The sequence below is a fragment of the Cytobacillus sp. EB106-05-05-XG126 genome, from assembly GCF_058791715.1.
On record NZ_JBYTDU010000032.1, the window covers coordinates 1 to 19,526 of the forward strand.

Consider the following 19,526-nt stretch of genomic DNA (forward strand, 5'->3'; position numbering starts at 1 on the left):
AAATGAACCGCCGTATACCGAACGGTACGTACGGTGGTGTGAGAGGTCGGGGGTTAGTCACCCCCTCCTACTCGATTAATTATTTAATACTTCCAGCTTCAACAATAGGATCCCAGTTATTCCCACCATCGGCAGTATGATATATGTCCCCATTAAAAGTAACAAACGTCAATTCCTGTTCATTTTTTGGGTTTTGAGCAAAATACATTACTGCATCATCTTTCATTTTAGGCAAAGCTATCTCTTTTTCTGTTTCATCAGAAAGAGATAGTTTTGTCAACTTAGCTGTACCATCGTATGTGCCATATATTAAGTCCTCGTTTGTAAAAAAGACCGATGTGCCTTGTCCGCTTTTCGAGATAAGTTCAAAGTTTTCCCCTTTGTCCTTTGACAGGTAAATCCCTTGCTGTCCAGATGCTGCTAAATAATCTGCATTATTAGGATGAACAGATAAACTTAGCAATGTATCGTCCAGACCATTTGCAGCAACTTCCTTCCATGACTTTGCCTTATCTTCGCTGAGATAAAACCTTCCAGTATCCATAATAGAATTTTCCTGCGGGTTCATAAGGAAAATGACCGAATTTTCATATCCTACTCCCATTAAATGGAAATCTATTTCCCCTTCTAGGGCTTTCTTTTCCAGAGTTTGTCCATTATCGGAACTATACTGTATTCCTAGAGGGTTTGGCAGAGATGAATCATTTCCGGGGTGCCCACTGGAATAAAACCCGTCATTTGTTGCGTTAAAGCCCATATAATCATTATTTTCTTCCTTAGTTTTAAACCATTTACCGTTATCATAAACTTTTAGCCCGTCATGAGCTGCAAAATAGATCTTACCTTGATTTCCAGGATAACCCGCTCCGTGAATATGGTCTATTTTCCCATCAAAGCTTTCAAAAAAGCTATTTGAAGAAATAGAGATTTCTCCTCCCCCATTTTCCTGTTCACCGGTTTGGACTTCTGATTGTCCGTTATCCTTTGTATCTTTTTCTTCAGCCTGTCCGCAGGCTGCAAGACTAAACGTTAATCCAATTACAGCAAATAAACTTATCTTTTTCATATATACCACTCCTGCTACCAATTATAGGGTCCTTTTAGAAGAATACAACCTAAAATGCAAAATGTTAAAAGCTGTTGATTTCTCTCCTTCAAGATACTTAAAGACTATAACAAAAATATGCACATATTGTGCAGAAAAAACAGGAAGAAAGATATTCAGATTAAATAGGTCATTCTTCCTTAAAAAAACACCTAAGTTTTTTTGGGTAGTTATTAATAATGCAAAATTTCTTCATATTTTTTATGTAAAGTAAGTTTAAGGATATTACCAGATGAGGAGCAGCTGCAATGAAAAAGATCATGATTATAGATGAAGATCAAGGATTGGTTAACTCTTTAAAGAACCTATTTTTACCGTACTATCAATGTGTGAATCCTCAATCTTTCAAGGCGGCATTAACTTTTCTAAATTCGGAAGATATATCGCTCGTAATTCTGGAGCCTGCATTATCTGAAAAGGAAGGTTGGACTGCATGCAGAGAAATAAGAAGCACCTCTAACATCCCAATCTTGATTTTAAGTTCAAACAAAGAAAGAAAAGATATACTAAAGGGATTTAAGCATGGAGCAGATGATTATATAACCAAACCATTTAATGCTGGGGAGCTTATGGCAAGAGCAGAGGCTCTGTTAAGAAGAACTTCGGCTCATAAACAGATCGGGCTTTCTATTCAGGGATTAATATGGGATGAAAGAGGGTTTGATCTCACTTATAATGAGAAGTCAATTCCCTTAACACCGAAGGAATTTGCCCTTTTAGGAACATTGATAAAAAATCCTAACCATGTGTTTTCCCGTGAAGTGCTGCTAAAAACCATCTGGGAAAACAATGGCCAGACAGAAAACAGGACGATTGATTCACATATCAGAAATATTCGAGAAAAGTTAAGGCAGTCAGGTTATCCCGTAGATCTACATTTAAATACAGTTTGGGGTACAGGATATCAATGGAACTCAAACGGAAAATCCTAGTTAAAGGGGGGGAAATTCCTTGTATATTAAAAAATTATCTAAAAATGGCCAAATCATACTACCTTCAGCCCTTAAGAAAAATTTGGGTGTAAAGGATGGGGAATTTATATATATATATCAGGAAGCTCGCAAGCTTGTGATAAGCAGGCACCATGAAGATGATCATTTAAATAAAGTGATATTTAGAAATGGGAAGTTTTCGATCCCTATGGAACTGAGAAAAATGTTAAAGATCTGCACAAGCTCCATATTAAGGTTAGAGGCTTATTCAGAAAAAGGTTCTATCTCAATTACAAACTTAGATATTACTGAAGATCAAGACCAATTTAGGACCTATCCGTAAAGACTATTAAACTTTATATGCTTTTTGATAAGCTGCATCAAGGGAGCCAATCAGCTCCCTTTTCTTTTTATGGCAATAAAATATACTATAAATAATGAAGTGATGCTTAACCAAAAAGAAAAATATCCTAATTGTGGAATGTAGTTAATTAAGGGACCATACCAAGGCATCATGAAAAACACATAATCGATAACATCGTTGTGTAAAATCCAGACGGCCGCAACCGCCAAATGCCATATTCTCATACGATAATATGGAGCATACAGCAACCCTTGAATCGCCATAGCAGCATGAGACGCAATCAGCATGTAACCTGTCCAATGAAGGAACCCAGTAGCATAGAATGTAAAAATATTCATGAACACAGCCCAAACCCCGTATTTAAATAAGGTTACCGCAGCTAAAGCCTCAACTAGCGGAATATTCTTCCCAAAGAGGAAAGCCCCTAGAACTAAAACAAAAAATAAACTTGCTGTTGGGCTATCAGGTACGAATATTAGAAATTCAGGAGGAGTATTCTCCAATTGATCCCCATACCAGATGTAGCCATAGATCGTCCCTAAGAAATTTGATATAAGGAGAATCCATAAAACCCACCTCTTTTCCAGCAGTTTATAAAATCTCATCATTAATATTTCCCCCTATCTTGGATTTCCCAATGAGCTTTCTAAATTTCACCTGGGGTAGAAGCCCCTGGCTGTATCGTTTAACCTTTGTATCATCCTTGATTTTAGCCGGGTGATAACCCACCAGGACGAGTATATCAAAATACAAAATTAGCTATTCATTTAATGAGATCTTTTTGTAATTGTTTTTTATTGATCCTGATTTTTACTAATATAAAAAATGCGATTGCTAAAATAAGAACGAGTCCAAAATAAAGTCCAATGTCTTGTTCTTTTGATTCATTTTTTGTCTCCTTATTTTTCTCTTTATCCTTTTTCTCCTTAGTTTTTTCAGTAATAGTTCCATGTTGAACAGCCGAAAGGAATTTTTCACTTGGATTTAAAACTGCCATTCTTTCCCCAACTATTATTGAATTATTCATATTTTCTTTGGTATTTTGGGTAAAATAAATCATCTTTTTGGCTGTATATGAACCATCATTTACTTTAAAAGAGGTTCCTTTAGCTATACTTGATGTCTTATAATGATTAAATCCATAATCAAGTAGTTTCTTAGTGTCATCATACGCAAGCTCTTGAGATGATGCATTGAGCGTAACCACAATCAAGCTCAGCTCTTTTCTTTTAGCAGCTGTTACCAATGTGTGACCAGACTGATCTACATATCCAGTTTTCCCACCTATGACCCCTTCATATGGTAACTCCCTCATAAGCTTATGATGAGTATATAGTGTCGTTTTCCATGTTACCCCTTTCCACTCAAGCTCTTTGGTTCCGAAAATTTCACTGAATTCCTGGTTCTCCATTGCATATTGAGTTAACGTAGCTAAATCTTCAGCAGTAGTTACGTGTTCAGGGTTAAATAAGCCATGTGGGTTCATAAAGACTGTATTCTTTAAACCTAACCCAGCTAAATAACTATTTAAGTTTTTTGAAAATGTCTCTATAGATCCATCCATATGCTCAGCTATAGCAACGCCAGCGTCATTGCCGGAATTAATAAGCAAACCTTGGATCAGCTTTCTAAGGGAGACTCTTTCCCCTTCTTCTAAATAAACCCTTGTACCTTCTATTTTCCTTGGGTTACTGCCAATGGTTACAATATCATTTAGATTTCCTTTTTCAATAGCATAAATGGCTGTAGCTATTTTTGTCAGGCTTGCTGGATACATCTCCTCAGTAGCTTTTTTTTCAAATAATACTTCTCCTGTATTTGCGTCTATTAGAATAGCAGATCCGCTTGACACCACCGGGGAGTCAGAAGCATGAATTGTCTTTGGAAACCCACTAAATAGCGATGCAATAAAAATGAGTACTATCACTTGTTTCATTTTTTCCTCCTCTAATACATTCATGAAGCAATGAATTATTAAACATTAATGGTATATTCTTAAGAAATAATTTCTTAATATTTATATTTTTAAGTAACTACCATTTACGACAAGCAAGTTTTCTATCATTGCGTTCAATATTTTTTATTATCAAAAATGTATTATAGAAAATAACTTTGAAGAAAATATGGAGGAGGAATAACTAAATTTATTACCATGCAAAAAAAACCTCTATTCATAAAATAGAAGGCTACGATATTCTAAGTTTAAAATTCTAAATTCTTAAAAACATTTTATGTTTTTAAGAACGGGATAGATTATAATTTCAGTTGTTAACTAGAGATAAATGAAAAGTTTAAATCAACCAAGTTATTCTTTTACATACTAAGATGACATTTCTTATTACCAAACAGCAACTATGATATAAAATAACATGAAACTCTTTATTTTTATTATCTTTTTTCTAATATTCAACTGTGATAATAGGATTTCCAATTGTAATACTTATCAATTTTTCATCAGTTTCTTTTCTCAAACCTACTTGTAAATTCATTTTTTCGTTATTTTTTGTTTGTAAAAAGTTTTCCCATGAATTTTTATAAGCTGAAACAGAAACAAAATCTTCCTCTGTAAGTTGTTCAACTGGTGTAGCTAATAGTTTATCTAAAAGATTATTAGCCGTTTTACCTAAGTTCTGATGCTCAGAAGGTAGCATTTTAGACTTTACTGTAAAATAAAGATTATTTCTGTTATCCAGATTTTTAGTTAGTTTTAAGTACTTATCTTTTGACCAATTCTCTCCGGTATAACTATATGTATGTAAAACTTTATACCTGTTTCCTTCTTTCAATGCTGTCAGTAATATTTGCTCACTAAATTTATTTTCAGTGGCCTTGCCGGTTATTAAGATATGATGATCTTTAACTTTTTCTTCCTCCCATTTAAAGTTGGGATATTTATCTTTCAATTTTGCTTCTTGTTTTCTAAAAGTACCTAATGAATCTACATACCTATCGTCATACTTATAATATATAGACCATTCATTAATGTCTGCGTCCAATTCTTCTAAACTATTTACTATATACATAAGGTTATCCTCTCTATCTTTTCCAATCTGAACATATGAAAAAATTAATACAATTACTGATAAACTTAATAGTGCTTGCTTCATGTCCATCCCTCCCTATCAGTTAGTATGGTACAAGTTTTCTGATTTTATTCTTAATAATTTTGTAGCAGGTTGAATTGAAGAAGGAAGCACCCATTAAGAGTGCTTCCTTCTTCAATTCAATATAGGGGGTGAAACTTTGTCCTAGAACTATATAATAAACGAATTAAATGCAGAAATTATGAAAATGATTTTAATTTTAGGTTTCTGTTTTACTAATTTGGATTATGAAGATAAAAAAGTAGTTAGTAGAAAATTATAAGGTATATAAGGTTTAGGTGATCCTTTTCCCCTCATGTTTTATGCGTAAAATATGTATTATACGAATAGTATAAGTGCTTTAATTTTTATCAATGATCTTCTACCCTATTTATATATGATGAAGAGAATCCACCTACATAATCCCTATTCAAAAAAATAGAGCATTAATTCATTATTAATGCTCTAAGCAGCTGAAAATTTTTAAATAGCTAAGGTAACCTAAAAGTATTAGGATTCAATTATGATTCTATTAAAAATTTAAAATCTGTCACACAAGGGGATTTTTTGAATTTATAGATTCATCATAATTCCCATATTCATGTTCTTTCTCCGATATACCTTTAAAATGTGCCTTAAGAAGGAATAGTTATTAATATTCCTGAACTCCTGTTACGATCCCATCCTCTAGATACACATATTTCCGAGTACCATGAATCTCATAAACCCACTGTTCACTTACACCATAAACGGTTGTAGTTTTATTAATTTTTATTGGCTTTCCCCAGCTAGTTATCACTACATCACTACCTACCATACCTGCAGTTGGAATCGTGGTACTTAAATCACGTCTCTCTTCAATACCAGCCTCAATCTCATCTCTCATGGCTGAGTCGTAGTTGTTATATATCTGTTTCCATTGAGCTTCGTTTATAAAGAAAAAGCTTTCAAGTCCTATTTTTAAATTTGTCATTACATTTGGAATAAATGATGAAGCTCCTTTTGTATCAGGGTCAATCTCTTTCAAATAATTAATAACTTCTAATAAGTGTTTATCCGCGAATTGTCGTCCATATGAATTGTTATTATCATAATTTCCACTGTTATTGTAACCAGTTTTACTATTCATGTTATCCCTGTATTCATTAATAGATTCATTTTGAACCGCATAATAGTAAAGAATAAGAGCATCTTCCTTATATTTAGAGATAAAGTGGTCCTTATTGCTAAGAACTGATTTAATGTTACTGGCAGTAGCAGCATCATCATTATCAATCTTGATTAATTCTTCCCATAAAGTATAGGCTTCTTCTACTTCAGCTTTTTCTTCAACCTCAGCAACCTTTATTGCTTGCTCAACTTGTCTTTCAAGTTCTGATTTTAAAGATAAAGTTACTTGCGCAAAATCACTCTTATCCCCCTTTTCTATCTCCGTATGTTCCAAAACCCTTAATGCATTTTTAATCTTCTCGAAACCACTTGCTTCTTCACTTTCTAAGATTAAATTAGCCTTTACATATCCGTTGATTAAGGATATTTCCTTATTGTAGTCTTCAGGAATTTCAGATAACAATTTATTAGCTGGTTCCCAGTCTTTATTAGAGACTAATTCCTTAACTTCTTCAAACTGGATTTCATACTTTTCTTCTCCACTAGTCCCTTTGTTTGAACAACCTGTCATAAAAACAAGCCCAATTAAAATTGCTAAAATTACGTTTTTAACCATACTCCCACTCTTTCTATTTTTATGTGCCTCACTAACGTATCATAAAATTACTTAAATTGGATAAAAATCAGTAAAATTAACCCTCATTCCCCCTGGATAAGTAGACTAATTATCTGGCGCTGACAAGAATGAACAATTCTTAAGGTTCTTTAATCTTAAAAAAGAGAACAAGCTGGAATAATTATAACTACGATAAGTACTGCAATTCATTGTTAATTCGTTTAGAAGCATAATTTTGACTAGCGATGACAAACATTATAGCTTCTCATATAGAGCACCCTGTAAGCTTACTTTACTTAATAAAGTTTTATGTTTATAATTTATGTATATAGTTCATATAATAAAAAAGAGATCCCGGCTGTAACCAGGATCTCAACGTACAGCAAAGCTGCTTGAAGTGCAGCGGCCAGTTCCGAATAGAAGTAATCCTACTCACATTGTGGCGATGCAGGGTAGGTTACTTCTTTTTATTTGAAGAAATACCTATAGCGATCACGGCAACGATAAGTGTAGCAAAGCTCACCATCAAGTTCATTGCTTCATACGTAACCATAAGCGGCACCCCCTTTCCTATACTGGATTGGAGGTGGCCGCTGCCCACCCTGCTTATTTGCTGTACAAAAAAATTATATCATATTGATTTGATCAAACCTATATTAAGAAAGCACCCTTTTGTTTTTTTGAAGGGTGGTCAAGTAGCAAATTGCACATATTCTTTAAACTGTATTTGACAGAAATTCGCCTATCAATCGAAACCCCTCAACTTAAAAATCTATTTTCTTTTTATGATTGAGTAAAGCAGTAAGGATGAAAAATAGACAAATACCCCCAAAACAACCAGCCAGAAATTTTCCCATCCACCAAATAGAAAATCTCCAATCAGATTATATAAACCATCCATTTCAAGCATCGCCGCAGCTCCACCTAAAATAAATAAAAGTACATATATCCCCACTGAAAAGAACATAACCATCAAAGCTATTCCAAAAATCGTTACGATTCCATCGGTAACCATTTATCTGTACTCATTTCCTCCGCCCCAAAGTTCTCTTCCACCTGTATGACCAGTTGCTGCATGGGTCTCTTCATCTACAAGTTCAAGAACACCTGGGTGCTGGTTATGATGCCAAGTAAATCCTTCTGGAGTATCCCCATTTGCCAAATTTAATATGTCCTGCTGGGTTAGTCCTAAATCTTCAGCTAGGTCGGAATTCATTTGAATATCATCATACAATTCTTGGTTGGCATAGCTAAAATGTACATAGTCCGATTGAAGGTATAAGCTTTCGTCTATATAGGCCTCATATTCAGCATCGAATTCTGGGAATGTACCAATTAGTGAGGTTCCGTTTGGTAAATCAACAATTTCTTCTTCAAATGGAACACCAGTAATTGGGTGAGTAGAACCAGCCAGTTCCGCATTCACAGTAGATATTTCTGTAAGTTCAGCGGAATCAGTTTGGAGGTTGGCTGCATCCGGAAAATTGCCTTCAGCATGTGCCACTTCTACTCCACCATCTGCCCCATCAATGACATCTACCAACCCAACAGCTAACGCTCCAATAGCTACGGTTTTTACAATTGAGGTAGCTCCCCTTTTTACTCTATCGTTATCACCATCTATAACACCGGCAATAACTTCTCCACCATTTACAATGGTATTTTTAGCTGTAACGACTACTCCTTTTGCAGTCCTGGTAACAGCATTCCCCATATCTCCTAAACCCTTGTCCCGTTGTCTGGGATCCTCATTAACGATCCCAGACACAGTATCAACTGCACCTGATGCAACTTGTCCAGCGGTATCACCGGCAAATTCAGAAGCCTTTTGCACTCCCTTGCCTATATCTTCTATAAGGTCACTTCCAGTAAGTTCTCCAACAATTTGTATAGGGCCCCCAATTACAAACCCTGCTGCTTTACCGGTGTATTTACCTATTTTTCTAATTATACCCATCCTATAACCCCTTCTTTTTACCTATATATCCATTATATTGAAAAAAAGATTGGGTGTCTTTAATTATTTTGTTTAGTTGGATGATTAAGTAAAGAAAAACAAAGAGTAAAAAAAAAGAAACGCTTGGGAATTAAGCGTTTCTCATTTCATTATTTCAACTTAAGATAGGGCATTTTTCATATATTTTTGACTGAGTAATCAATGAGAGATATTCTAAGGCTACCACTTAATATTTGTCTATTGTAGCACCAAGTACAGCTGCTCTTATAAATTCCAATCCTTGTAAACGCTGCAGCTCTTCTGGAGTACCGGTTAATACTGCACCGCTTATTAGCAATTCTCCATTAGAGGATTTTGTATTCTCTTGAATCACCTTAAGTGCCTTTTTTATTGTTGAATCAGTTCTGCTAAGGTCTTCCATAGTATTTAAGAATCCTTCTCCGCTCTCTGTTGTGTAAGGAGATTCACTAGAAACGTCAAAGCCGATTGCATCTTCACCCCATTTAGTTTTTACGCTAGTGATCCTTATTTTGCTGATCTCTTCCTTTTTGGAGTGTGTAGTGGTATCTACCCATAACCAATTAACATTTTCTTGTCCAAGATGTTTACTTAGTTGAGCTAAAGTCATGGGCTGCTTAAATGAAACAGCAACCTCAATCAGTTTGTTATTATCAAGCCCCGCCGCTATTTCAAGTTCATTTGGAATTTGGTCATAAGCTACTTCTGGGTAATAGAATTCGATTTTTCTTTCATTATTGAAGTCATTATAGCGAACTGTTCTTTTAGCTTCTTCATCCATTTTATTAATTTGGGTCATCCCGCTTCCTTGGCTGACTGTTTCCTCTCGTCCAATTAGTGGGATCTTTTTCGTTTTTTTATCCCAAATTATATAGCGATCACCGATTTGCTTACGGTATTTAATTTCTGCTGATACATTAAAGGTATTGTGTGTAAAGTAAGTTCCACTATTAGATACATTTGCTCCCTGCACAATGTCTTTATGAGAATTTTGTTCGAAATCTTTAATTTTATTATTTAAAATTAGCTGGCTACCGAACATTACTGCTGATATAACGATTGCGGTAGTCAGAAATGCAATGAGTATGTACTTGGTGGTCTGCTTTCTTTTTGTTTTCTTGAAAACATTTTGTACAGATGGGCTGCTTGTAAAGTCGATTTCCTCGAAATTTCCGCTTTGCTCATGATTTTGAGTTTCTTTATCTCTTGGCTTTTTGTCACTCATTTTTTAGCCTCCGTATATAAATTGATAAATTTGGTTCGGGCCCGGTGCAAATTTGTTTTCACATTCTCTATTTTCATATCAAGTAAGGATGAAATTTCTTTATACTTTAAGTCCCAATAATATTTAAGCAAGATTAATTCTTTATATTGGGGATTTAGTTGAGCTAATGTTTTCTGAATTTCTCTTTTTTGTTCATTTCCTAGTATAAGGTCCTCAGGCAAATCTTTAGATAATAAATTTAGTTGTTCATCATTTAATCCGAGTGTAACTCTTTTGTTCTTTCGATATTGGTCATGATGATAATTTAAGGCCACTCTAATGAGCCACCCTCTAATATTCTGGGATTTTATGGAGTCATAATAGAGCAGAAATTTATATGCTGTCTCTTGGACTATATCTTGAGAGTCAACATGGGAAATGCCATGCTTTCTTAGATACTTATAAACCACATTTAACTCGCTGTTTAATATCTTTGATTGTTCATGCTCAATCATTTCTGCCCCCTTTCCCATCGAACATAAGACGAATTAGTTAGCAAAAAGTTAACAATAAAATGAAAATTTGTAAAAAAAATGATGAGCTGCAAGCTCACCGTCGAGTAGAATTATAAAAAATCTATAACAAAACATATTAACCAGAATTTACTTTGACAACAAACTCATTTGTCTCTATATCCCAATAACCAAGTAGCTCATTTATTTTATTTGAAATTGACTCCTCATAGTGAACGTCTTTTATCCAGCTGCAATCTTCATCACTAAAAAATCCTTCCTGAATGAATGCAGCATAAAGCAAGGCATTAGGATATAACTTTGAGTAATCCACCATCTTACTTAAGTCATCATAAAAATCTTTATATACGTTTGCCTTCTTATACTTAATTTCAATTAATGCTTCAATATTTAATACACAATCCTTTAGGTGAGTTGTGTTTGCCTTAATTAAATCCACTCTTACAATAGCGATATCTGCTCTCCTGCCGCAGGGGAGTTGATATTCTGTAAATATCCGAAGATCACCATTCAGCGCTCTATTGTTTTCAAGTTCTGACCTGATATGATAATAAAGCGAGTTTTTTAGTGAGTCTTCGTATAAAAGGAATTTGGTATCATAATCGGGTTTTATTTTTTTAGTCCATACTTTTTTAATAATCGAATCTATGTTCACTTCAAGCCCTTGCTGTATGAGTTCATACACATTCTTCATTCTTTATCTCCTATTAGAACAATATTATATTTCGTTAAGTACATAGAAGGCTTATCTGGTTAATTAAAAGGGCAATTTCCCAATTTCCCACTTACAATTAGTGAAATATTTGCTGGAGAAACCTTATTTTAGCTAAGTCCTGAGAATACTTACCTGTTAGGTAGTATCTTGTATCTCTACTGATTGCTGAGTGGTTAACCAATCATGCAGGAAATCGATCCTTTCCTAACTCCCATGCCTAAAGGATTTACTCAGGAAAACTCTCAAGCAGTAACCAGGCTTCTTCAAATGCAAAATAGATGTATTATCCTGTAATAAACGATACATTTAGATAGGCAAAAACCTCTTGGGTACCAAGGGGTTATAGGTTTCGGAACTTCTGAAAAATGCTTTTATGTTAACTAGTTTGTGTAAAGTAGGTTAAACACATTTGTTTAACTGTCTAATTATAAAACAAATATAACACCATAACTATTTTGGTTAGTACAGTCCTCTAAGTACCAATTAAAATTTTTTCCTTCCTTTCAAGACTCTAGATGGAGAAAAAATATATCCAGTTACTCTAAAAAGTCTCCTACATTTAAGTCTTCATTAAACTTTATTTCCTTTACTTGGACTTCTTTTGTCAGTTTTCCATCTTTATCATAAGAAAAATACTTTAGTAATACCCCAGTTTCGGTATCTACCCACATTTTAAATGTTTCAGATCTGAATTTTTCTTTACTGCTTTTATCAAATTCCCCTTCAATAACCTTAACCTTCCTTCCAAGAAGAGTTCCTTCTTCTTGGATCTCCCAGTTTTCTAAAACCCTTAAATAATGTGCTGGGGCTTGGGGAAATGTAATGAAACTAGAATAATGAATATAAGAAGGTCTTTCTCTGTAGTTATATCCAGGCATTCCATCATTCATAATCACATAGGCATCTTTCAGCGTTTCCCATTTTTCGAATAAGTTCTGTGTGAATTTTTCTACCATTGTTCTTGTATCTTCGGTTACAATCTCACCTTCTGGCGAATCTTCATATACAAATCGTTTGTCTCCATTGGATTTTTCTTCAATGTAAATATTATCATTAATGTTAATTTGAACATTTCCTCCAGGAGTGTCCCCTTCATTTATCTTGAATTTTCCTTGTTCTTTTTGTTCCCTAAGGTAATCTGTTTCCTGATATTGTCCTTGGACAGTTTCATAATAAAGTACGGAATTATACATCTTTAATTGTAATTCCATCTTCTCGGCACTCTGATCTATAGCATAAGTAATTATTTGATTCGCTGATGAAAATAAAAGCAACCAAATCATAGCTACACTCGAAAAGACAATCAAAGATTTTTGCTTGGTCTTTTTCCTTCTTGCCTGTTTAATTTTATCTAAAAGGAATTCTTTGTCTTCATTATCAAAGACTATATCTTCTAATCCATCTCCAATTACTCTTTTTATCTCATCCATATTAGAGACCCCCAGACTTATTAAAAACCTCTTTGAAAACTTTCCTTGCTCGGGAAATACGAGTTCTTGCTGTATTTTCGTTTATATTTAAAAGACTTGATATTTCTTTTAGTGAAAGGTCCTGAAAATAATAAAGGATTAGAATTTCTCTGTATTTTTCTTCAATGGAAAACAACATATTTCTAATTTTTTTTCTGTCTAATTGTTTAATAAACTTTTCATCAATATTTAATTCAATAGAAATCAGTGGTTCTTCGTCTGTGAAAGTAGTCCTCTTATTATAGGAACTTTTAAGATGATCCTTACATTCATTTACTGCAGTTCTTATTAGCCAGTATTTTATGGAATCTTTTTTTCGTATTGTATTAAAATTTTCAAATGCCTTTAGAAAGGTGTTTTGAGTTACATCTTTTGCTAATTCTTTGTCCTTTAAATAGGAATAAGAAATTCTAGTGATATCATTTGAATAAAGGTGAATGATTTCTTTAAATTGTTGTTCTTTAGATTTGAACATTCTCGCTCTCCTGACTTAGATTCATTAAGAAGACGAACAACTGAAAAAAATGTTTCAAAGACCAAGTAAATATAGCACGTTTATAAATTTTTTATCATTAGAGACTACAAAATTGCAGGGGGAGTATACATATTGCGAATCTGAATAAAATGAGGATGAATATGTATATATTTAATTATGTCTTTTTAATATAAGAGGATATTGTTTAACGGAGATAAAATATTCTGTGGCTCTTCCCCCCAGGTAGGAAATCCAGAAAGGTTATGATTCAGGTGAAATAGTAAGTATACTAAAGGAAAAGAGTGAATAAAGCATTCACTCTCCTTCAGATTAATATATCTCAGTTTTCTTGTAATTTTTAGGCACGGCCGGGATAGCGATACGGTCTTTGACATTTTGGTTCAATTTAATAGAATTTGTAATTTGGCTAATGACTACATCACCCTTATCGTTGTACTCTTCATAATTGATTAAAATCCCAGTGTCTTTACTAACCCATAATTTAAAGGTCTTTGCTGAATGCTTTTTCTGATAATAATCATTTAAAGTACCTTCAATTACAACAGTATCTAAGTTATGCAAACCACCGTTTTCCTTGCTTAGAACGTCCGTAATTTCCCATTGATCATAATCCTCTAAGAATCCCATAGCAATACTTTGTGGGTATAAAGAGTCTTGGGCTATCCCCATTTGAGTTGGATCTACATAGTGAACGTAGACTTTTTCACCGTTTTCCTTTTGATATCTAGCTTTTGGCTCTTTATCCTCTTTCTCTAAGTGAGCCCACATCTCCTTACTGAAATTTTGCGGGACTGCTAACTCATTATATACTTCTTTTTCATGATCAATGATTAGACTGGACTTTTCATTAAAGGATTGAGTTGATTTCTCACCATGATCATTCATAGTTACAACAGATGAAGGATTATCCTTAGTTTTCACATGATAATCTACCGTGTATTCAATTCCTGTAGTATCACTATAAACAAAGTTTCCTTTAACGGATTTAAAATAATTAATCGAGTTTAACATTTTTGAATGAATTTCTTCTTTACTAACTTTTAAATGCTGAGAGGTATTTGTTATTGGACTAAATGCTGCTAATATAACTACAAAACAAAGGATAGATAGTGTAATCGTCAATTTTTTCAAGAAAATCGCCTCCTTAGTCTACTAATTTCATTCCATCAGAACCGGTATTTGTACCACTTGGTCCTTTACTCGAAACCCCGAACTTAGGAGAAGATGTGTTAATTAATTGCGTACTTATTTTATTCCATCCACCCGGAGCAGTTTTTTGATTAAGTGTCCCGATATTTCTTCTGGTAGAACCAAAATCCCAGTAATAGGTTGCCTTAGTATTAGTGAAATCATAGTTATTTAGATAGGCATAAACACCCCACCAGCCAGCATAACTAGAACAACCACCTATACTAAATTTATAGTAATGAATCATATCACCATGTGCCCCATACTCAATTAAATATGTACCTTGATCAGGACCTGAATCTGGCTCAAGAACCCATTTAGCGGATCCATTATCGTACGAAGCATCAAGATAGGTATTTCCCCCGCTATGAACTGTATAATCCGGACAACTTGCTGCTTTTCCCTCAAAAGGATTTGCAAAAGTTGCTAGCATTGTAAGTAAAGCAACTAAAAATAAATTTGTTCTTTTCAAAATCAATTCCCCCTTTTTTCATAAATAGGATAAGTTTCTCCAAAGTTCTACTAAATTCACCTCCCTTTTACAATTTTATACATTAGTGGTATAAAATTACAATAGTAATATATTACCAGGTTTCGAGTGTGTGGGAGGGACAGAAAACCTATTAAAATTCTATTTAGATAGAAGCGCTTTTTTCTGTACAATGCAGAATTTCGAAGGATACGAGCACACAACATTGAAATCAACACGCTGCTTACACAGACCTTCCCTCTTGAATACATGGTATAATTTTCATGTGTTTAGCTTTCTAAATATTTTTGCCTGGAGGTTGCCACTTGATTACCTTGATCACGATATACGAAGAAGTTCTATCTGGTAAACGAAAGCAGTTCCCTTTAGACACTTGGAATCAAAGGGATAGTGAGGAACTCCTTTTAAAACTAGTAAGGTATGTAGTTCTCGAGAAACTCAATTGGAACCGATCTAACTTCTGCGAGCAATTCTGTCTACATACGATTACGAAATTCAAACTAAATACTGGTTTTATGAAAGTGTATAGCCGAAATATATTTCCGCTTATAAGCAATTCTTTTCCGGAGTGGGAGGTCAAGCCCTGGGAAATGATGAAAAGCAGAGTGCCGGTTGGTTACTGGACGATGGATAATGCTGTTGCAGCAACAAAATGGTTAATCGAAGAAAAATTGATGTGGAGTATGGAACAGGTAGAAAGGAATATTTCTAATACTGCTTTCTTAAAAAACCATCTAGGTGGCATGCTGCGAACAACAAATGTAGCAATAAATGTGTTAATAGAGAAGGCCTACCCACTTTACGACTGGACTTATTTAAAAGAAAGAAACGGGTATAAAATCACAGCAGGACAAGCGGGCGAAATTAGAAGGTTATACGGCGATGGTTCCTTAAATCAAAGACAAATAGCTAATATATTTGGTATTAATCCCGCACAAGTTAATTTAATCGTTCATAATAAAACCTTTATTGAAAAGAATTAACCATGACTTGGATTCAAGTCTTCGTAATGTATATTTTTGTGGAATTTTTATTGATACTCCTTAAATATAATACAATAATGCCTCTGTAGCTCTAGAAGGGAAGAGCGCCGGAAAACATTGTAGATACCGGGTCGCAAGGCAAGGGTTTCAGAAGCACCGAAAAGCAAAATAGCTGAGGCAGGTGAAATTCCTAGCCTGTGAAAGTCCGTAGGGAAGCGTGTTCTACCCTAGCCTATGCTTACGAAAGGAGTGCGGGTTCGAATCCCGTCAGAGGCATCTCTTCATTTAGCAATTAAAAAGGCAGGAGAAGCTTTTTAAAGCTTCCCCTGTATTCTAAGAACCACGTATAGAGAAATTAATTTTTGACGTAATCAATGCGTTTAACCCTATGATTAAATTTTTCTTTCCAGTAGCCATCATTCATATTTGCAATCGCTACCCCAGTAGAACTTTGAGCCCCTATGAAGTTCCCATCGCCTAAATATATACCCACGTGCCCATCCTTCTTGTATGTGTCAAAGAATACGAGATCACCCGGCTGCATATCCTCCACATTAATGTCAGTACCTAAGTGTTTCAGTGTCTCAGTACTGACCGATGTTAATTCACCCAATTTAATACCAACCTGTGAAAAGGACCAATGGACAAAGCTGGAACAATCGAATCTTCCCATTTTAATATCGTTTTGGTTTCTGCCGCCCCCAAAGACATATACTGAGTTATTTATCCACCTGTTCCCTATAGTGGTTACCTCATTATCTGCACCAGGAGTTATAGTGATTTCACCATCTTCATTAACCTTCATGCTGTTTTTATATTCTTCTGCTTGTCCTATGACCTTATCTACATACCAATCAGCGTGGTTATAGTGCCATATCGCCTTTCTCACATCTTTTTTGAATCCGTGACTAGCAAGATATTTAGCGGCAGAAGCTACGCTATCTGCGATGCTCCATGGGCTTGCTATACCGTCATTATCTGCATCAACTCCGAATCCAGAACCCGCTTTAATAATGGCTAAATCAGTTATATCAATGTCAGTGGCGACTAGACCGCCGCTTGTTTCATATTTATGACCTACCCACGTTGCCGGCATAAACTGCAGATGACCTACTGCTCCTACCGATGAAACCATTGTTGGGTGCCTAGAAAAATCAGTTTCTATTCCATGTAGGGAGGCCAAGTAGTACCAAGGGATTCCATATTCTTTTTCAGCATATAGATAGTACTTCATGAATTCAGGAGGAACCTGTCCTTTAGGAGAGGATGGAAACAAAATTGATGTGCTAGGTTTATCAACTTGTAGATCTCCTACATTCCCACTCTTCCGTGTCTTTTCATTTTCAATCGCCTTTTCAATACTTGTTTTTTGTTTAGAGAGTAGTTGGCTTTCTTTTTCCAAGGTTTCTCTAGTTTCGTGATTTTGTTTTTCCTTAACTTCTAGTTCTGAAAGAAGCTTATCTTTTTCAGCTATTTGCTCACTTAAAAGTTCTACCATTCCCTTCAATTCGAGTTCCAGGCTCTGCAGCTTCTCTAATTTTGTATTAATTACTTCTTCTTTCTCTATTAACATATTAAGTGTTTCTGTTTCAGTTATAATCTTCTTTGTCTTCTCAATCGCTGAAGGAATGGATTGATTCCTTTGGTGTATAGGAAGAAATATTGAATCATAAGTTTGAATTATAGAAATTCTATTTTGTAGCGGCTTGATTTTTTGTTTCAGTTCTTGAATATCGGTTTCTAGTCGAGAGCTTTCCTCTCTAGCTTCGTTTATCTTCTCGCGGTTATCTAAAATGGCCTTTTCTAATCTATCTATATGATTCTTTAAAACAGCCTTCTCATTCTGAAATTGATCAATAGCACTATCCATTTTAACTATTTGCTGCTGTATACCTTCAATTTGTTCCTCAATCCTAGAAACAGTACTGTTTGTTTCTGCAAGGACAGAACCTGGGAGACTACCTACCCCTATAGCCAGGGCAGCAGATAATGTTGCTAACCTTTTCATGATTTCCCTCCAAACAAAAAACCCCCAAGAGACACAGTAAGGTGGTTACTGCGTCCTCTTGGGGGTTTCCCATTTTTTAGTTTATTAGTTTATTAAATATATCATAGCGTAAATTACATCCACCTACAAGATAGGTCCTTTTGGAATTATTGTTAAGGGAGAGAGAATTATAGCCTTGTCCATAACTCTATATTTTGAAGAGAGAGATCAATTTCTGGTGGGTCCTTAATCCCTCTAAAATTTATAAGGAAATGCAGTAGGTGCTTTATATCTTTAATTGTTTGTCTTAGAGTGATTTCTTTGAACTCTTTCTTTGCATTTTGTTTAATATACTTGATAAGACAATCAGTATCTATAAAATCAATACATTTAATTCTTGTGTGTTGTGAAAGGAAATAATAAATCCTTTCTAAGGACTCATTCAGAGCTCGAGGAATATAAGAATTATTTAATTCCAGCTGCACCCTTAGCCATTTTCTCCTGTGAATTTCCTTTGTATTTACGATATCAACATTCTCTTTCGTTCTGTTATGGTCTACCCGTTCAAGTATCATCAGTTCCACAATTGCCTCCAAAACACTTAAATTCATTTATGCTATTAAATATAATAATATGATGTTTATAAATCACGTTAACGTTTAGCTGGTCTCAACACAAAATAGTTTTTATGAGCAACCACTGTGTTGTTAGTTTCGTAGCCTAAATACGCCTTTGATTCGTTTGAAATTACCACTAGAACACTGTTGTCCTGTACTTTGTAAACTATTCCTTCATGCTCCTTATCCTGTCTTGTGAATAAAACTTCTTCACCAACTTGTGCTTTCGATTTTTTATCTAACTTTTTTATCATTCCAATCCTCCATGTTTACCCTCATATAAAATACAAAAAAGAGAACCCACAATTACAGAATGAGGTTTATACATTCTGTAAGGTGGGTTCTCCCATTAGATAAATTTAATTAAAACTAGATTACCATATATCTTAGAAAGAATAAAATGAAAACTATTTACTAATTGTCTTGAGCATTAGTTTTAATAAAGAAATGGAATCTTGGGCCCGTTTATTGACCACTTGGTAACGCTGATTCTCATTAACTCTAATTTTTGCATATTGGTCTTGCAATTTCTTGCTTTGCAGCTGGTACTCTTTATTCAAAGAATCTATTTTCGCGCGGTACTGTAAACGCTAGAATAAAGTTGACAGTTTTTGCTCGATAAGATTTTACACTTTTGCTCAATCAACCTACTACTTTAG

General features: G+C 34.6%; 21 protein-coding genes and 1 pseudogene. 4 read left to right on the plus strand and 18 right to left on the minus strand.

Annotated elements, in window-relative coordinates:
* Nucleotides 1-79: 79 nt before the first annotated feature.
* Nucleotides 80-1,066 (minus strand): F510_1955 family glycosylhydrolase, encoded by a 987-nt coding sequence (locus AC3WTL_RS25285; protein ID WP_492370256.1) that lies wholly within the window; start codon nt 1,064-1,066, stop codon nt 80-82.
* 287 nt (nt 1,067-1,353) lie between these two features.
* Here AC3WTL_RS25285 and AC3WTL_RS25290 point away from each other — a divergent pair, with 287 nt between their 5' ends.
* Together AC3WTL_RS25290 and AC3WTL_RS25295 are read left to right on the plus strand one after the other, a co-directional pair.
* A complete protein-coding gene (locus AC3WTL_RS25290; RefSeq protein WP_492370239.1) occupies nt 1,354-2,037 on the plus strand; it encodes a response regulator transcription factor in 684 nt (227 codons plus the stop codon).
* A gap of 19 nt (nt 2,038-2,056) precedes the next feature.
* A complete protein-coding gene (locus AC3WTL_RS25295; RefSeq protein WP_492370240.1) occupies nt 2,057-2,380 on the plus strand; it encodes an AbrB/MazE/SpoVT family DNA-binding domain-containing protein in 324 nt (107 codons plus the stop codon).
* A gap of 50 nt (nt 2,381-2,430) precedes the next feature.
* On the opposite strand, the gene lhaT is transcribed toward AC3WTL_RS25295, so the two are convergent.
* The 14 genes from lhaT to AC3WTL_RS25365 all read right to left on the minus strand — a co-directional run bounded on the left by lhaT (nt 2,431) and on the right by AC3WTL_RS25365 (nt 15,262).
* Nucleotides 2,431-3,009 (minus strand): lipoprotein heptaprenylglyceryl N-acetyltransferase LhaT, encoded by a 579-nt coding sequence (lhaT, locus tag AC3WTL_RS25300; RefSeq protein ID WP_492370241.1) that lies wholly within the window; start codon nt 3,007-3,009, stop codon nt 2,431-2,433.
* Between the two features lie 155 nt (nt 3,010-3,164).
* Nucleotides 3,165-4,337 (minus strand): D-alanyl-D-alanine carboxypeptidase family protein, encoded by a 1,173-nt coding sequence (locus AC3WTL_RS25305; RefSeq protein ID WP_492370242.1) that lies wholly within the window; start codon nt 4,335-4,337, stop codon nt 3,165-3,167.
* 463 nt (nt 4,338-4,800) lie between these two features.
* A complete protein-coding gene (locus AC3WTL_RS25310) occupies nt 4,801-5,508 on the minus strand; it encodes a YwmB family TATA-box binding protein (protein ID WP_492370243.1) in 708 nt (235 codons plus the stop codon).
* A gap of 628 nt (nt 5,509-6,136) precedes the next feature.
* Nucleotides 6,137-7,210 (minus strand): hypothetical protein, encoded by a 1,074-nt coding sequence (locus AC3WTL_RS25315; RefSeq protein WP_492370244.1) that lies wholly within the window; start codon nt 7,208-7,210, stop codon nt 6,137-6,139.
* Nucleotides 7,211-7,667: 457 nt separating this feature from the next.
* Nucleotides 7,668-7,763 (minus strand): putative holin-like toxin, encoded by a 96-nt coding sequence (locus AC3WTL_RS25320; protein ID WP_222125080.1) that lies wholly within the window; start codon nt 7,761-7,763, stop codon nt 7,668-7,670.
* A gap of 219 nt (nt 7,764-7,982) precedes the next feature.
* Nucleotides 7,983-8,225: a hypothetical protein gene (locus AC3WTL_RS25325; protein WP_492370245.1), complete on the minus strand. Its 243-nt coding sequence runs from the start codon at nt 8,223-8,225 to the stop codon at nt 7,983-7,985.
* The gene (locus AC3WTL_RS25330; protein WP_492370246.1) at nt 8,226-9,167 is read right to left on the minus strand and encodes an HNH endonuclease; all 942 of its coding nucleotides are present in this window, start codon (nt 9,165-9,167) and stop codon (nt 8,226-8,228) included.
* Between the two features lie 226 nt (nt 9,168-9,393).
* Nucleotides 9,394-10,410, minus strand: coding sequence for an anti sigma factor C-terminal domain-containing protein (locus AC3WTL_RS25335; protein WP_492370247.1), 1,017 nt, complete (start codon nt 10,408-10,410; stop codon nt 9,394-9,396).
* Nucleotides 10,407-10,904: an RNA polymerase sigma factor gene (locus tag AC3WTL_RS25340; protein WP_492370248.1), complete on the minus strand. Its 498-nt coding sequence runs from the start codon at nt 10,902-10,904 to the stop codon at nt 10,407-10,409. Before AC3WTL_RS25340 ends, AC3WTL_RS25335 begins: the two co-directional genes overlap by 4 nt.
* A gap of 136 nt (nt 10,905-11,040) precedes the next feature.
* Nucleotides 11,041-11,616 (minus strand): hypothetical protein, encoded by a 576-nt coding sequence (locus tag AC3WTL_RS25345; RefSeq protein ID WP_492370249.1) that lies wholly within the window; start codon nt 11,614-11,616, stop codon nt 11,041-11,043.
* 557 nt (nt 11,617-12,173) lie between these two features.
* Nucleotides 12,174-13,067 (minus strand): hypothetical protein, encoded by an 894-nt coding sequence (locus AC3WTL_RS25350; RefSeq protein WP_492370250.1) that lies wholly within the window; start codon nt 13,065-13,067, stop codon nt 12,174-12,176.
* Nucleotide 13,068: 1 nt separating this feature from the next.
* Nucleotides 13,069-13,581 carry a sigma-70 family RNA polymerase sigma factor gene (locus AC3WTL_RS25355; RefSeq protein WP_492370251.1) on the minus strand — a complete coding sequence of 171 codons (513 nt, stop codon included), beginning with the start codon at nt 13,579-13,581 and terminating at the stop codon, nt 13,069-13,071.
* A gap of 330 nt (nt 13,582-13,911) precedes the next feature.
* Nucleotides 13,912-14,733 (minus strand): hypothetical protein, encoded by an 822-nt coding sequence (locus tag AC3WTL_RS25360; protein WP_492370252.1) that lies wholly within the window; start codon nt 14,731-14,733, stop codon nt 13,912-13,914.
* Nucleotides 14,734-14,746: 13 nt separating this feature from the next.
* Nucleotides 14,747-15,262, minus strand: coding sequence for a hypothetical protein (locus AC3WTL_RS25365; protein WP_492370253.1), 516 nt, complete (start codon nt 15,260-15,262; stop codon nt 14,747-14,749).
* 332 nt (nt 15,263-15,594) lie between these two features.
* On the opposite strand from AC3WTL_RS25365, the pseudogene AC3WTL_RS25370 reads away from it, so the two are divergent.
* Together AC3WTL_RS25370 and AC3WTL_RS25375 are read left to right on the plus strand one after the other, a co-directional pair.
* A pseudogene (locus tag AC3WTL_RS25370) lies at nt 15,595-15,843 on the plus strand (DUF4046 domain-containing protein); the annotation flags it as partial.
* 27 nt (nt 15,844-15,870) lie between these two features.
* Nucleotides 15,871-16,263 carry a hypothetical protein gene (locus AC3WTL_RS25375; protein WP_492370257.1) on the plus strand — a complete coding sequence of 131 codons (393 nt, stop codon included), beginning with the start codon at nt 15,871-15,873 and terminating at the stop codon, nt 16,261-16,263.
* A gap of 355 nt (nt 16,264-16,618) precedes the next feature.
* On the opposite strand, the gene AC3WTL_RS25380 is transcribed toward AC3WTL_RS25375, so the two are convergent.
* The 3 genes from AC3WTL_RS25380 to AC3WTL_RS25390 form a co-directional block, all read right to left on the minus strand.
* Complete coding sequence (locus AC3WTL_RS25380) at nt 16,619-18,271, minus strand: NlpC/P60 family protein (protein ID WP_492370254.1); 1,653 nt, start codon at nt 18,269-18,271, stop codon at nt 16,619-16,621.
* A 167-nt stretch (nt 18,272-18,438) separates the two neighbouring features.
* Nucleotides 18,439-18,834 carry a hypothetical protein gene (locus AC3WTL_RS25385; protein ID WP_492370255.1) on the minus strand — a complete coding sequence of 132 codons (396 nt, stop codon included), beginning with the start codon at nt 18,832-18,834 and terminating at the stop codon, nt 18,439-18,441.
* A gap of 68 nt (nt 18,835-18,902) precedes the next feature.
* Entirely contained in the window at nt 18,903-19,121 is a 219-nt protein-coding gene (locus tag AC3WTL_RS25390; protein WP_262176450.1) for a YkvS family protein, read from the minus strand.
* Between the last annotated feature and the right edge of the window lie 405 nt (nt 19,122-19,526).